The organism is Pseudomonas sp. BCA17, assembly GCF_004519405.1.
GTDB lineage: Bacteria > Pseudomonadota > Gammaproteobacteria > Pseudomonadales > Pseudomonadaceae > Aquipseudomonas.
Window position 1 is genome coordinate 102,031 of the sequence record NZ_SGWI01000001.1, and the last position, 17,266, is coordinate 119,296.

The following is a 17,266-nucleotide window of genomic DNA, read 5'->3' on the forward strand; positions in this document are numbered from 1 at the left end:
CGAGACATTACATGGACGTTCGTCAGCTCGCCTTCCTCGCGCGTCAGCCTTCTGCTGCCGTAGAAAACCGTTCCCACTTCCTGGGGCTGCCTAAGCGCGGTTTGGCATTGATCCTGGCCAACGCCATGTTCTGGCAACCGCTGCTGGCCCAGGCGGACGGTATCGTGGTCAGTGCACCCGGCACCACGCTCGGGCAAGCGGGCAATGGCGTGCCGATCGTCAATATCGCCGCACCCAACGCCAATGGGCTGTCGCACAACCAGTTCCATGATTACAACGTCGGTGCCAATGGGGTGATCCTCAACAACGCCACCGACCGCACCCAGGCCACCCAGCTCGGCGGCATCGTCGTCGGCAACCCGAATTTTCACGGCAGTGCCGCCAACATCATCCTCAACGAGGTGAACGGTGGCAGCCCCAGCCAACTGCGCGGCTACACCGAAGTGGCGGGGCAGTCGGCTCATGTCATCGTCGCCAACCCGTATGGCATCAGCTGCAATGGCTGCGGTTTTATCAACACGCCGCAAGCCACCTTGACCACCGGCAAGGCCGTGATCGAAAACGGCCAGATCAACCGTTATCAGGTCGACCAAGGCAACGTCGCCATCGAAGGCGCCGGCCTGAATGCGAGTAACGTCGACCAGTTCGAAATCATCACCCGCGCCACCACCATCAACGCGCAGATCCAGGCGAAAAAACTCACCATCGTCGCCGGTCGCAACGATGTGGACGCACGCACCTTGAATGCCACCGCGCGCGCAGCGGATGGCAGCCAGGCACCGGACCTGGCTGTCGACTCGTCGGCGCTCGGCGGGATGTATGTAGGCGCGGTCAAGCTGATCGGCACCGAGGCCGGCGTGGGCGTGCGGTTGTCGGGCGACATGGTTGCCGGTGGTGATATTCAGATTGATACGGCGGGCAATGTGGTGATGGGCACGACCTCGGCGGGCAGCACCGTTAACGTCAAGGCACAGAGTGTCGACGCGAAAGGGCCGGTCCTGGCGGGCAGCGCCCTGACGATGCAGACCCAAGGCGACCTGACCAACCAAAAAAGCCTGGTTACGCGTGATCGTGTGCAGCTGCAAAGCGGTGGTGTGCTGACCAACAACGGCATCATCGAAGCCGGCGTGAACGCGGACCAGACTCGCAATAACCAGGGCGATATCCAGGTAACTGCCGGGCAGTTGAACAACAACGGCAACACGCTCATCGCCAGCCGCGACCTCACGCTCAACGTCGATGGGACCTTGAACAATCAGGGCGGAACCCTGAGTGCGCAACACCAGCTTAAAGCCAGCGCTGCCACACTGGATAACCAGCAAAAAGGCCGCGTACTGAGTACGGCAAGCCTTGAACTCAATGCCGATCGACTGCTCAACTCCGATGCCGGGCTGGTCGCCGGCAACCTTGGCCTTAACGGTCGCGTCGGGCAACTGATCAACCGTAAGGGCGAGCTGTCGAGCCTGGCCGATGTCACCTTGCACGTCGACAATCTGGATAACGTCGCCGGCCTGATCTCTGCGGGCCAGGCGCTGTGGTTGACCGCCAGCGGGGCGATCAACAATCAAACCGGTCGCCTGGTCGCCGGGCAGCATCTGCAGGCGGACGCCGGGCAACTGGATAATAGCCAGTCAGGTGTTGTGAGTAGCCAAGGCAGCCTGGGCTTGAGCGTTGCCGGTACGCTGGATAACCAGCAGCGGGGCCGTATCGAGTCCGGCACTGCCGCGCGGGTCAGCGCCGGTGGTTTCAACAACGGGCAACAGGGCACCCTTACCAGTGGCGGGCCACTTGAGCTGACAGCCGGGCCGGTGAATAACAGCCAAGGTGGCTCGATCACCAGCGCCACAACCCTCAACGCCCGTGTCACCGGCCTTGACCAGCATGACAACGGCCGCCTTTACAGCAATGGTGACGTGAGCCTGGACCTGGGCAGCGGCCACCTCGATAACCGCAGTGGCGGCTTGATCAACGCGGCTGGTCAGTTGACGTTGACGAACCTCAACAGCGTGGATAACCGTAGCGGCGAGATCTCCAGTGCTCGGGGTTTTGAATTTGCCGCCAACAGCCTGGACAACCGCGCGGGTAAATTGCTCAGTGACCAAGCCTTGGGCCTGCGTATTGCTCAGACCCTGAACAATGGTGCCGGCCTGATCGCTGCCAACGGCCTGGATATTGATGTCTCCAGCCTGATCAATGACCAACGCGGGCAAGTGCACAGCCGTGATCGGCTGAGTGCCCGTGTCAGTGGCTTGCTCGATAACCGCGGCGGAAAGCTGAGTGCGGATACCCACGCGCAGTTGACGCTGGGCAGCCTGGACAACCGCAACGGTGCTCAGCTCTTCAGCCAGGGCGACCTGAGCCTGAACCTCAATCGTGGTGATCTGAACAACCAGGGCGGTTTGATCAACTCCCCCGGGCAGTTGCTGTTGACTCAACTCAACCGTGTCGATAACCAAGGCGGGGAAATCTCCGGCGTCCGGGCATTCGAGCTGGTCGCGGATCAACTCAATAACAGCGCCGGCAAGTTGCTCAGCGAGCAAGCCTTGAGTGTGCGCATCGCCCGCGCCCTGGACAACGCCAAAGGTGTGGTGACGGCCAAGGCGCTGGACGTTCGCGCGGGCTCGTTGAACAACCAGGCCGGTGGTTTTACGGCGGTGGACGGCCTCAACGTCCAGGTCGATACCGAACTGGATAATCGCGGCGGCAAGCTGCTGGGCCAGCGCCTTGAACTTGGGCTTGGGGCACTGAATAACGACCAGGGCCAGGTGCAAGCGGACTCGACGCTGGTACTTCGCGCAGGCGGCGCCGTGAGCAACCAGGCCGGTACGTTGGCTGCTGGGCAAGGCATGACCCTGGGCAGCGCGAGCCTGGACAACCGCCACGGTAACGTGACCACCGACGGGGCGTTGACAGCTCGTATCGCCGGGCAGTTGCTCAACCAGGCGGGGCTTTTGAGTGCGGGCACTGAGCTGCAGCTAAGCATGGCTGATCTCGACAACTCGCTCAAAGGCCGGATTGCCGCGCGGCAGGTCCGGGTCACCGGCCAAGGCGTGGACAACAGCGCAGGTGGCAGCCTGTATGCCAAGCAGCAGTTGGATCTGGTACTGGGCGGCCAGTTGAACAACGCCCACGGCGTGATCGGCAGTGATGGTCGGCTGGGCATTGAGGCCGCTGGTTTGAGCAACGATGACGCAACGCTGTCCAGTGCCGATGCGATGCAGATCACCACCGGCACGCTGAGTAATCAGGCCGGGCAGTTGAGCAGCGCCACCCGCTTGGGCGTGACCGTGACCGCGCTGGACAACAGCCGCGCCGGGCATCTTTCCAGCCAAGGCGACGTGAGCCTTGACTTGCAAGGCGGCCACCTCGATAACCGCAGTGGTTTGGTCAGCGCGCCGGGGCAGTTGTTGCTCAAGCAACTGGGCAGCGTGGATAACCAGGGCGGTGAAATTTCCAGCGCGCATGCGTTCGAGCTGGCGGCAACCGCCCTCAATACCACGGACGGCAAGATCCTCAGCCAGCAAGCTCTGGTCCTGCGTGTCGCGCAGGCGCTGGATAACACGCGTGGCCTGATTTCCGCCGCCGCTTTAACGGTCAACAGCGCGAGTCTGAACAACCAGAATGGCAAGTTGAATGCCGCTGGTGAGCTCAGCCTCGGCATCGATGGCGTACTCGATAACCAGCACGGTGAATTGCTGGGCCGGCACTCGACCGTCAATGTGGCTGCACTGGATAACCGTCAGGGCCGCCTCCAAGGTGATAACCGGTTGACCCTGACGAGCGTGGGTGCCGTCAGTAACAACAACGGCACACTGGCGGCTGGGCAAGCGTTGACGGTGACTGCCGCCAGCCTTGACAACAGTGCCGGCAAACTCACCAGTGACGGCGCCTTGACCGCTCGGATTTCGGCCAACCTGCTGAACCAGGCCGGGTTGTTCGCGGCCGGCACCGAGTTGCAGCTCAATGCCGCCAGCCTGGACAACCAGGCCAAGGGTCGCATCACCAGCAAAGGCAATGCACAGCTGCAAGTGGCGAGCCTGGACAACCGAGGGGGCAGCCTCACCTCGATGGGGCAGTTGCAGGTCAAGGGCGATGCGTTGGATAACCGCCAGGCCGGGTTGCTCAACTCAGGCCAGGCCATGGGGCTGACCGTTGGTACCGTGGACAACCGCGGCGGTGAGTTGTCCAGCGTGACCGAATTGACGTTGGCCGGGCGAGAGCTGGACAACAGCAACGGCGGTCGCGTGCTGGCCAACGGCGCACTTCAACTCACGCTCGATAAGCTGAACAACCAGCTCAAGGGCCTGATTTCCGGGCAACAGGACGTCAGCCTGAAGGCCGGCAACCTCGACAACAGCGCTCAAGGCAACCTCTACGCCAAGCGCAACCTTGACGTGAACCTGGCCGAATACATCAACAACACCCAAGGCGTGATGCGCAGCGACGCAGCCTCGCAGCTGCGCAGCGCCAGCCTCGGCAATGACGGTGGGCGTATCAGCAGTGGCGGGGCGCTGTTGCTGAATACCGGCGCGGCCATCAGTAACCAGAATGGCGAAGTGCTCAGCGCCGACGTCCTGACCGTAAGCGGCGCCAGTATCGACAACAGCCAAGGGCACATCATTGCCGACGGTGCATTGCAGCTCACGACCGGTGTGTTGCTCAACCAGCATCAAGGCCGTGTCACCAGCGCTGATCGCCTCAACCTCAAAGCGACCCGCGTCGATAACCGTTTCGAGGGCCGTATTGCCAGTGGCCAGGCGCTCGACGCCAGTGTCACCGGCCTTGACCAGCGCGATGGCGGCGAGCTTTACAGCAACAGCGAGCTGACGCTGGATATGAACCATGGGCAATTGAACAACGCCGATGGCTTTATCAATGCCCCCAACCGGTTGCTGCTCAAGAACCTCAAGGATGTCGACAACCGCAACGGTGAGATCTCCAGCGCCCACGCCTTTACCCTGGCCGCCGAGACGTTGGATAACAGCGGCGGCGACCTGCTCAGTGACCAGGCGTTGACGCTTAAAGTCGAACACGCCTTGCTTAACCTCAAAGGGCTTATTTCAGCGGCCGAGATCGGGCTTGAAGCCTCGCGCCTGGACAACCTCGAGGGCAGCGTCAGCAGCTCTGTTGACACACGCCTGGCTGTCACGGACGACGTGCTCAACGACCAGGGCGAAATCGTCAGCGCTGGTCGCACCGAGCTGACGGCGGCGAGCTTGAGCAACGCCAAAGGGCGTGTGCTCGCTGATGTCAGCCTAGACGCCAAGGTCAAAGGCGCTCTGGCTAATCAGGGCGGCACGCTGGGCGCCGGCACGTCACTGGACGTGCATGCCGCCAGCCTGGATAACCGTCAGGCTGGGCGAGTGGTGAGTAACGGCCAGCTCAACGCAAGCATCGACGGGTTATTCGACAATCAGGCCAAGGGCAGCGTGTTAGCCAAAGGCGCCATGCAACTGCGCACCGGCCAGTTGGATAACCGTGAAGGACGGTTGACGGGCCATGACCTGCTGACACTGCACAGTGCGAAGGTTGATAACCGGGGCGGGGTGATCCTGGCCCAGAAGGACCTTCAACTCACCGTGGGTGAGCTGGACAACCAGCAGGGCTTGCTGAGCAGCAAGGCGGCGGTGGGCTACACCGGGCAAACCCTGCGCAACCAGAAAGGCCTGATCAGCGCCGTGGGCCCACTGCAACTGACAGCCGATAACGTGCAAAACGCCGCTGGCCGTATCGCCAGCCAAAGTGACCTGCAGGCCACCGTCGGTGTGCTGGCTCAGCAGGGCGGTGAATTGGTTGCCCTCGGCGGGCTGAGCTTGAACGGAGCTTCTCTGGACAACCGCGATGGTGGCCTGGTAGGCGCTACAAAAGCGCTGAAACTGACGGTCGACAGCATTGATAACCGCGCCGGCGAGATTTCCAGCCAGAGCAGCATCGCCTTCAACGGTCAGCGCCTGGATAACAGTAGCGGCAAACTGGTGGCTGCGACGGCACTGGAGTTGGCCGTGGCCCACGTGATCAACCAGGCGCAAGGGCGGGTATTTGCCCAGGACAACCGCTTCAATGGCGCGCGCCTGGATAACGGCGAAGGCACCTTCGCCGGGCAACGCTCCCTGAGCATTGCACTGGCGGCCATTCCCGGCACGGAATTGGACGGGCGACTGGCTAACCAACAGGGTCACATCAGCAGCGAAGGTACGCTGCAACTGACCAGTGCCACCCTTAACAACAACGGCGGCGCAATCTCTGCGGCCGGCGCGCTTTCGCTGGTCGCCGCTGGGGCTGTCGACAACCTGGCCGGCCTTGTGGAGACCGATGCCAACCTCGGCCTCAGCAGCGCCAGCCTGGACAACGGCGATAAGGGCAAGCTCAACAGTCGTGGTGCGCTGACCCTGACCACCGGCGCCTTGAACAACAACGGCCGAATCACCAGCGCCGACACTTTGAGCCTGACGGCCGCGCAACTGAGCAACAGTGGGCGTATCGCCAGTGACCAAAACCTCACCGCCACAGTGACCGGCCTGAACCAGCAAGGCGGCGAGCTGTTGAGCAAGACCCGCCTCGATCTGGACCTCAATCACGGCCAGTTGAGCAACATCGGCGGCCTGATCAATAGCCCATTGCTGATGCTGAAAAACCTGGCGGATGTAAAAAACAGCCAGCTCGGCGAAATTTCCAGCCAGCAAGCGTTCACCTTGGCGGCGCGCAACCTCGACAACGGCGGCGCCAAGCTGATCAGTAACCAGGGCCTGACGCTACAAGTGGCAGAGGTGTTAGGCAACGCCAAAGGCACGATCAGCGCAGCCTCACTCAACGCCCACGCCGCCAAGCTGGAGAACAGCGACGGCCTGGTCAGCAGCCATGGCGCACTGGAGGTCTCGGCCGACCAACTGATCGATAACCAGCGCGGTACCTTGATTGCCGACGGCGCAATGTTGCTGAGCACCGCTCAACTCGACAACCGTGGCGGTGACGTGACGGGCAAGGCATTGGTGACCGCCAGGATTGGCCAGGTCAACAACCACGGCGGGCAACTGATCAGCACCTCACAGCTGGATGTGCAGGGCCGCATTCTGGACAACACAAAAGGCTTGGTCGGTGCGGAAAAAGCGCTGAACCTGCAGGTCGACAGCGTCGACAACAAGGGGGGCGAGCTGTCCACCAATGGCGACCTTAGCCTCACCGGGCAGACCCTGGATAACAGTGATTCCGGTCGTGTACTGGCCGGGCAAGCGTTGAGCCTTACCGTGGCGCAGCTGCTTAATCGCAACGACGGCAAATTCAATGCTCAGCGCCTGATGCTCACCGGCCAGGACCTGGACAACAGCAACGGCAAGCTGCTCGCGCAGCAACTGCTGCAACTGGACCTTAAGGGCCAGTTGAATAACACCCAAGGCGTGCTCAGCAGTGAAGGGCGCCTGGCTGTCACCGCTGCAGACCTGATCAACCGTCAAGGCCTTGTCTCCAGCGCTCAAGCGCTGGAGCTGGGGCTGGCAGGCGCGGTGGATAACGACGACGGTCAGTTGGTAGCCGACAGCACTCTCCAACTGCGCAGCACCCGTCTGAGCAACCAGAAAGGTGTGCTCAGTGGCAAAGGTGCGGTCTCGGTGAACACTGGCGCGTTGGACAACAGCAGCGGCCGCCTGAACAGCGGCGACACCCTGGAGCTGAAGGCCGGCTTACTGACCAACAGCGCCGGCAACATCGGCAGCGCCCAGGCCCTGACGGCCAGTGTCGCCGGGCTTGAGCAGCCCGGCGGCAAATTGTTCAGCAACGCCGGCTTGACGCTGGACCTGAACAACGGCCAGTTGAATAACCAGCAGGGCCTGATCAACGCGACCGGGTCACTGGTACTTAACCAACTCAATGGTGTGAACAACCAGGGCGGTGAAATCTCCAGCGGCCAGGCGTTCAACGTGGTGGCACGTGATCTGGACAACAGCAATGGTCGACTGCTGAGTAATCATGGCCTGGCGTTGCGCATCGAGCAGGCATTGACGAACATCAAGGGCCTGGTTGCGGGTGCCAGCCTGAGCGCGAACGCAGCCTCTTTCGATAACAGCGGCGGTACGTTCACCAGCCGCGGCAACCTCGAGCTGACCAGCACGGGCCTGCTCAACAACCAGCAACAAGGCCTGATCAACGCCGCGCAAGCCCTGACGCTGAACAGCGGCAACCTCAATAACCAGGGCGGCAGCCTGCTCGGCACCAGCGCCTTGACGCTCAATGCATTGGCCTTGGACAGCAGCGCCAAAGGCCTGATCAACAGCCAGGGCAGCCTTGCGCTGAATGCCCAGTCGCTGAACGCCAGCGACGACGGCGAAGTGTCGGCCAAGGGCGACATCGACCTCAACCTCACCTCGATGGCCCTGCGCGACGGCAAGCTGATCAGTGATCAACGCCTGACCGTGGACTTGGCCAACGGTGACCTGGACAACCGTAAAGGCCTGATCCTCGCCAAAGGCCCGCTGACCCTGAAGCGTCTGGGCGCCGTAAACAACCAGGGCGGTGAAATATCCAGCCTGAATGCCGTGAGCCTGATGGCGCGTAGCCTGGACAACAGTGCCGGCAAATTGATCAGTCAACAGCTGCTGACGCTCAACGCAGGCGACATGATCAATCGCGGCGGCCTGATGTCGGGATGGCAGGGGCTGAATGTTATCGGCAGTGGCTTGGATAACCGTGACAGCGGCACGCTGTCCAGCCGCAGCGGCGATCTTGATGTACGCCTCAGTGGCAGCCTGCTCAACAGCGGCGCAGGCGCATTGGCCAGCCTCGGTCGGTTGAGCGTCAGCGCGACCAGCCTGGATAACAGTGGCAAAGGCGTTGTCTCCAGCGGCGCGCAGCAGACGCTGAGCGTGACAGGCTTGCTGAACAACAGCCAAGGCGGGTTGATCGACAGCGGGGCCACGCTGGATCTGAGCGCGGCTGACCTTGACAACAGTGCCGGCAGTATTGCGGCCTTGCACGACCTGAACGTGTCCGGCGGCAATCTGGTTAACACCCATGGGTCACTGATGGGCGACGCGCATCTGGTGCTCGACCTGCAAGGCAACCTCGGCAACGTCAACGGCAAGATCGCCGGCACTGAGTCGCTGGCGCTGTTGCGTGCTATCGAGGTGGATAACCGTGGCGGCCAACTGGCCAGCCAGGGGCGACTGTCACTGGCGATGGGTGGCTTGAACAACAGCCAGAGCGGCACCGTCGCGTCCAAGGGGCCACTGGCAATTAACGCCAGCGCTGTCGTGCAAAACAACGCCGATGGCTTGATCTACAGCCAAGACGGCGACCTGCAGATCAACGCCCTTGGCCTGAGCAACGCGCAAGGCAAACTGCAAGGGCAAAACGGCCTGCGTGTCGAGGTCAATGGCGACCTCGACAATCAGGGCGGCAATATCATCAGCCAGACCGGGGACGCGCACCTTAAGGCCGGTAACCTCGACAACCGTGGCGGTGTACTTGCCGCGCTCAAGGGCAACATCGAGGCCGGTGTGGTCGGTGTATTGCGCAACGGCTATGACCTGAGCGGCAATCGCAAGGGCGGCGTGATTCAGGGGCAGCGTCTGCTGCTGAATGCCGGTCAGCTCGACAACCAGGGCGGCTATGTTGGTGCACAGTCCGGTGACGCGCTGCTGACCCTCGCCGCGCTGAATAATCAGCAAGGCGCGTTGTATGCCAAGGGCCTGATGCGGGTCAATGGCGGCAACCTGGATAACACCGGCGGGCAGATCGCCGGTGACCAGATAGCGCTGGGCCTCAATGGCCAACTGACTAACCAGAATGGCCTGATTGAAAGCAGTAATACCCTGGCAGTAACGGCCAATGCCGTCGACAACCAGGGCGGCAAGCTGCGTGCGTTGGGGCGTACAGGCAGCACGCAATTCCAGATCGGCAGCGTGTTCGATAACCGCAATGGCATCGTGGAAACCGCCAACCAGGACTTGAGCCTGGCAGCCGGCAGCTTCCAGAACATTGGCGGGCGCTTGCTGCACATGGGGGAGGGGACTTTCGACATTTCCTTGCCTAACGTGACCGGCGCCGGCGGCACCGTTGTTACCCGTGGCGGCCTGACCTTGAACGCCGACACCTGGACCAATACCAGTGTCATCCAGGCCGGGCGCTTGAACGTCAATGTCAATAACTTCACCCAGACCGAAACCGGGCAGCTGTTGGCGTCCTCGCACTTGGAAGGCAAGGGCGGCAGTTGGGTCAACAACGGGTTGATTGCCAGTGATGGCAGTCTCAATCTGGCGTTGACGGGCTCCTACAGTGGTAGCGGACGCGTCAGCAGCGCAGACACTCTGGGCATCACAGCGGCATCGTTAAGTCTCGATGCCGCCTCAAGCATCACGGGCGGTCGCGCAACGACGGTCAGCGTTGGAGGGCAGTTGACCAATCTGGGGCGTATCAGCTCCATGGGGAATTTGGCAATCAGCGCCGCAACCCTGAATAACTACGGCACCCTCGGCAGCGGTGAGGGGCTACAGGCTGACGCGCAAACATTGCTCAACGAGCGTGGGTCAATCATCAGCGGTGGTGACATGTCATTGCTGACCGATAACTTTACCAATCGATATGGCGACGTTTACAGCTTGGCCACGTTGTGGGTTGGGGGGGATAAGCAAGGGCGCTGGTCCAGCAGTTTGAACAATATCTCCGGCAACCTGGAAAGTGCCGGCGATATGACGCTGCGTGTTGGAACGATAGAAAACAAAAAAGACTTCTTTAATGTTTCCTCAGCACTGGTCTCTGGTGCCATCGGAATGAGAGGTACCGCCCCACGAGCAGGGCATATGGTTCTGATGGAGGAGTATGAGTCGAAGGTAGAGTCGGAAGCTGTTTCCGGCACTATATCGTCAGGCAGGAATTTGGATGTTCAGGGGCGTAGCCTCTTGAATTCCGCTTCGGTTATTTCGGCAGCCGGGAACATCACTGCCGCACTGGAAAACTTCAGCAATGTGGGCGCGACACTCGGCAAGTATTCGGTGCTCAAGTCGTTCAACCTACCGGGGGTTAAAAAAGAGAAAGACATCGCGCGACTCTGGCGTTCGATAATGGAATACAACGCTGCCAATGATCCGTCCTATAGGATTCAAGGCGCTGGTGCGAATCGAGCAGGCACACTGCGCTTCTGGGATGCAAATTGGAACGAGTCAACGGTAACTCCCACCGCGAGGACGGGTGGAACGGCCCAGCGACAAATTAACCTGACGTTTGGCTGGCAAAATTACACCGTATTCAATTTCAACCTCGCCGCACTGTTCCCTGAGCCTGCTTACAGACCGGGCAACAATCCGGCGCTGCCAAGCACGCTGAGCGGCGTCGGCTTCTATGATCAGAAAGTAATAACCAAGTCAGGTAGTGCAGGGTCGGCTCAAGCCATCGTTCAGGCTGGGGGAGCAGTTCAGATCACAGCCAGCAAGAACCTTGTCAACAGTGTTGTTCAAGAGGGGAAACCGGTATCGATCGGTGGCGGGCGAGGGGTTGATCCGACTCGCCCGGTGGCCAACGCTGTTGTAGTGATCGACGTGAATTCGCAGTTGCCACCCGATCTCGCCCAAAAACAAGTCAACCCACTAACCCTGCGCGGGTTCAGCCTGCCAACCGGCACCCACGGGCTGTTCCATCTCAGTTCCCAGGCGGTCGATGGCACCCAGGCTGCACAGGCCAATACCGGCCCGCAAAGCTGGACCATGGGCGGTGCCAGCGTGGGCCTGACGCAACGCCAGGACGTACAACCGGCTCTCGGGCTGCGTACATTCGATGTGGCGAAGGTCGCGCAGGAGAGCGCTGCGACTCGCCAATTGGACCCGATAGCACGCCAGGTCAGCGGCGTCACCGTCAGCACCAAGGCGTTGGACGTTTCCGCGCCAAACGATGTCGACAACGGCGGCGCCTGGACCCCTGGTCAGATCACCACGGGTGAAATCGCCCGCGGCGATAGCATCAACACCCAAAATCCGTCTGCAGGTTCGAACCTGCCAACGGGCAAGGTCACGGCGCCTGGTGACCTGCCGGATCTGGCGCTGACAGAACGCGATACCCGCGTAGCGCTCACTACACCGAGCGACCCATCGCGCCCCACCATCAACATTCCGGGGGTGACCCCGGTGATGCCAGGCATCCAGCCGGTGGTCAGCGTGGCCACCCCACAAAGCCAGGGCAGCCGCCCGACTCAAGTGGCCGCCGTTGTCGCCCAACCCCTGGACGCGGACGCGCAAACCACGCCGGTCGCCAGCCAGACCATCAACCGCGTACAAGGCTTTACGCCGACTGGGCCGGTGCCGCAGCCGCATAAATACTTGATCGAAACCAACCCGGTGCTTACTGAACTCAAGCAGTTCATGAGTTCGGACTACCTGCTTTCAGGCTTGGGCTACAACCCCGATGAGAGTGCCAAACGCCTGGGCGACGGGCTCTATGAGCAACGCCTGATTCAGCAAGCCGTGCAGGCACGCACGGGGCAGCGTTTTATCGACGGTCAGAATACCGACGAGAAACTGTTCAAGTACTTGATGGATAACGCCATCAGCAGCAAGCAACAACTGAACCTGGCAGTGGGCGTGTCCCTGACCTCACAGCAAGTTGCAGCGCTGACACACGACATCGTGTGGCTGGAGCAGCATGAAGTGAACGGTGAGAAAGTGCTGGTGCCGGTGCTTTATCTGGCGCAGGCCGACAACCGCCTGGCGCCGAGCGGTGCCTTGATCGCGGGTAACGACCTGAACCTGATTGCCGGCGAAAACCTGGAGAACGCCGGCACCCTGCGAGCCAGTAACAACCTCTCGGCCAAAGCCGGCAACGACCTGACGAACAGCGGCGTGATCGAAGCCGGTAACCGTCTGGACTTGCTGGCGGGCAACAATATTGTCAACAAGTCCGGCGGCATCATTGCCGGGCGCGATGTCACGCTGACGGCCGTCCATGGTGATGTGCTCAACGAGCGCGCCGTCACCCGTACCGGCGACGGCACGGCGACACGGCGTGATTACCTCGACAGCGTGTCACGTATCGAGGCTGCCAATGACCTGACCCTCAAGGCTGGTCGCGACGTGGCCAATACGGGTGGTGTGCTGCAAAGCGGGCGCGACACCCTGATCACTGCCGGGCGCGATGTGCGTATTGACGCCGTTGAACAGCGCAATGGCTTCGACATGGGCAGCCGCCTGCGCACAGAAACCGTGACACAAAACGGCGCCAGCGTGGAGGCCGGTCGTGACCTTACGGTGTCGGCAGGGCGCGACTTCTCCGCCATCGCCAGCCGCATCGACGCCAAGCGCGACCTGAATATTTCGGCCACCGAAAACCTGAGTGTTTCGTCTGCGGCCGACGAGCAGCATTCCTCCAGCAAATCCAAAAAGGTCACCCAGTCCCAAGACCACATCCGCCAGGTGTCCAGCGTGCTGACGGCCGGTGGCGACGTGTCGTTGAAGGCCGGCAAAGACCTGGAACTGACCGCCAGCCGAATTGCCGGTGGCGGCAACGTCGCGCTCGAAGCTCAGCGCGACCTCAGCATCCTCTCGGCACTCGACGAAGACGCATCGTTCTACTCGAAAAAGAGCAAAGGCTCGTTCGGTCGCAGCAAAAGCGAACAACGCGAAAGCTACGACAGCACCAACGTCGCCTCCGTGGTTGAAGCCGGCAAAGACCTCACCCTCAATGCCAGCAAAAAAGCTGATGGCGGCATGAACATCGAAGGCGGACGTGACGTTACCGTAATCGGCAGCCAGCTGAAGGCCGGCGGCGACATGTTGCTGGGCGCCACGGGCGATATCGCCGTGCTATCGGGTGTCGAGGAGCATGGCTCGTACAGCAAGAAGACCAAGTCCGGGTTCCTCGGGCTCTCCAAAAGCGGCAAGAGCCAGCTGAAAACCACCGCCAGCCAAGTCGGCAGCGAGTTGGAAGCGGGCCATGACGTGGTGGTGGCTGCGGGTAATGACGTGCGGTTGCGCGCAAGTGAGATCAGGGCTGAGAACGACACCGAGCTGCGCGCAGGTCTGGTGAACAGCACCGGCGACATCAACTTGGTTTCGGCAAATGACACCGCCTACAGCCGCAGCGAGGAATACAAGAAGAAATTTGGCTATGTGGAGAGGCCGACTTCGGTAGCGATCTCTTCGGCGAAAAAGGCTGGGCGTGAAGCGCAGAGCAGTACCAGCGTGGGCAGCCAGGTCAGTGCTGACCGTGACGCCACCTTGCAGGCCGAACGCGACATCAACCTGATAGGCAGCGGCATCAGTGCCGGGCGCAACGTCAGTCTGGACGCAGGTCGCGACGTCAACGTGGTCGCGGCTCAGAACACCAGCAGCGAACATAGCTGGGAGAAGAAAAAACAGACCGGCTCAAGTATTTCCAGTAACGGCAATGGCTTCAGCGTCTTTGCGGGCACCGAAGGCACCACGAAAAAAGACCGCCTGGAACACGAGACCGCCGCAGGCAGCCAGATCAGTGCCGGTCAGGACGTTGCGATCAACGCCAAACGCGATATTAACCAGCGCGGCTCCGACCTCAATGCGGTTAATGATATTGACCTGACGGCTGGGAGAAATATCAACATCGATGCAGCGCGTGAAAGCACGCTCACCGAGCAACTGCGACAAAAAGAGAGCAATGGCCTGGGAGCTTCGATCAACCACAACTACGCCAATACCAAGGACGCGGTGAGTGGAGCGGGGAAGGGCGAGGACAATGTCAGCAAGGGTTCCAGTACCCTTAAAGCGATTGATGGTGTCGCTCAGTTCGTCAATGGCCCGACAGCTGATGTGAAGTTTGGCAACAGCAAGCAGAGCTCCAGCGAGCAAGTAATTGAGCAGACCAACCGGTCCTCGACGCTCAATGCCGGCAAAGATCTCAACCTTAACGCTGGCAACGACGTGGTGGTGAAGGGTAGCCAATTGGGCGCCGGTCGCGACATCAACATTAAAGGTCGCGACGTGACCCTTGATATCGCCAAAGGCAGTGTCAGTGAGCAAACCACTAACACCCAGAGTTGGGGCGGTATTCATGGCGGCACCAGTGGCGGGATCAAGGTCGGTGTCGGCGGCAGTTATGGCACCGCCACGGGCGACAGTGCCCAGGGCACCTCTACGCCTACGCAACTTGATGCTGGTCGCGATATCAACCTCAAGGCAAGTAATGACCTCAACCTGATTGGTACACAGGCCAAGGCGCAACGAGATATTGAGCTGAATGCCGGCAAGGATTTGAATATCCGTTCGGCGCATAACGACAGCACCAGCGAGAACAATCGCCACAGTGGTGGCGGGGAGGCGGGTCTTACCTTTGGCTCCGATGGCATCGGCGTCTATGTCAGTGTGAGCTTGGGCAAAGGCAACCTGGAACGAGAAGGCCAACGTCAACAAGAGGCATACCTCTACGCAGGCGACCGCCTGGGGTTCAACAGCGGTAAGGACACCAACATCGGCGGTGCCAACCTACGGGGTGATGAAGTGCTAGGCCGTGTCGGTGGCAACCTCAACGTTTCCTCGGTGGCTGATACCGGCAAGGTCAAGGGCAAAGAGTTTGACATTAGCGTTACGGCTACCATCGGCCCGGGAGCGGGTGTCAGCGGTTCGGTCGGCTATGGCCAAACCACCGGCAAGACCGACTGGGTTGAAGAGCAAACCAGCATCACTGGCAAAAACAAAGTCGATATTCGTACCGAGAACCACACCCAGATCGACGGTGCCGTCATTGCCGCCGACAACGGCAACCTTAAACTGGACACCGGTACGCTGGGCTTCAGCGATATTGCGGGGCAGGACAAAGAGCACGGCTACTACCTGAACGTGGGCGGAACCTACAAAGCCGGGAGCAGTGACAGCAAAGGCAACACCGTACAAGACAGTAGCCAGACAGGTAAGGGCAAGGAAGGCAAGACGGGTTGGAGCGTTGAAGGATGGAACTACGAAAAAGACCGTGAGCAGATTGTCCGTGCAACCGTAGGGACCGGTGAGATCGTTGTACGCAAGGATGCCGAAACAGGTGCTGACTCCACGACCGGTTTGAACCGCGACGTGGGCAAGGCCTATGAAATCACTAAGGATGAAGAGAAACGCACCGATCTGTATGCAAGCAGTTCCTCGATTGATTCAGTGCTTAAACCGGGAGAAACGCTGAAGCAGTGGTCTGACGGACTATTGAACTACAACAAAACCGCCCTGGACAACTTCAACAAGGCGGCGGGGGCACTGAATGCGGTGGTCAATCGCGTGGATACCATGTTGGGCCGCCCCATGGATGCTCGCGCAGAAGCCATGGCCGGTAAAGACTTGGCGGAAAGCACGCTGGAAGCGCTGTTACTCTCTGGAATGAAGCCCAAAGCTGCTATGGCGAAGATGGGAGACCCTGAGTTTATTGATAGCGTTCTCGGGAGCGTGGCGTCGTTAAACGGGATCGAACCTCGCGTTCTTGAAGGTGCCAAGCAGTTGCTTGAGTCGAGCACTTATGTACCCGATCCCCAGGCAATCGTATTGAAAACGCAGGAGGTCAATCCGACCGGGATTGGTGAGCTTCACGATGTCATTCTTCAGCTGGGTGCGATACAGGCTTATAAAAACGCTCACCCTGAAAGTGCCGAAGCGATAGCCTATGTTATGGCTGCTGCTCAAGGGCCAAAAGGGGTTGCTCAATTTATTGTAATGAAGGCCGTAGAGGGGACTGAGGCGGGGCAGGTAATTTCAGACAATATGGACAGGGCAAGCGCTTTCGTAGGGCAAAAGGTCGCCCAAGTTATAGAAGGCACTGAATTAAATCCTGCGTTTGAAAACGACAAATATCTGATTGGCGGTGGTGAGCTGCTTTCCAGCATTTTGTTTGGGGCGATGCCTGCACGCAAAGGTAAGGGAGGGAAAGACTCGGATGTAAAGGATCGACCAGCCGATCACTTTAATGATAAAAAAGCCCCCGAAACTATTTTGGGCGGCGCTCACAAAGACACGAGCAAACCGGTTAATGATAAATTGGACTCTCATCATTGCCCAGCGAAAGGCTGTTATGTCGGGGCCCCGATAAGCTCGAAGGACGGTCCTGCGATAAAAATGGACCCCAAGGATCATGCGGACACGGCTAGCCATGGGCGTTCAAAAGAGGCAGACGCCTATCGTGCAAAGCAAGAAGAATTGCTAGGCCAAGGAAAGCTGAAAGAGGCGATCCAAATGGACGTGGATGATATAAGAGGAAAATTCGGCAATAAATATGATGATGCTATAAAGCAAATGCTCGATTATGCAGATACTTTGAATCCAGATGATTTCAAGAAAAGGTGATA

Annotated in this window: 1 protein-coding gene; it reads left to right on the forward strand. The window is 60.0% G+C overall.

What is annotated here, in order from left to right:
- Positions 1 to 11 precede the first annotated feature (11 nt).
- Entirely contained in the window at positions 12 to 17,264 is a 17,253-nt protein-coding gene (locus tag EXW71_RS00425; RefSeq protein WP_256657133.1) for a hemagglutinin repeat-containing protein, read from the forward strand.
- The last annotated feature ends 2 nt before the right edge of the window (positions 17,265 to 17,266 follow it).

Coding starts and splice junctions, on each gene's coding strand:
- EXW71_RS00425 (WP_256657133.1), top strand. CDS start 12: ATGGACGTTCGTCAGCTCGCCTTCCTCGCGCGTCAGCCTTCTGCTGCC.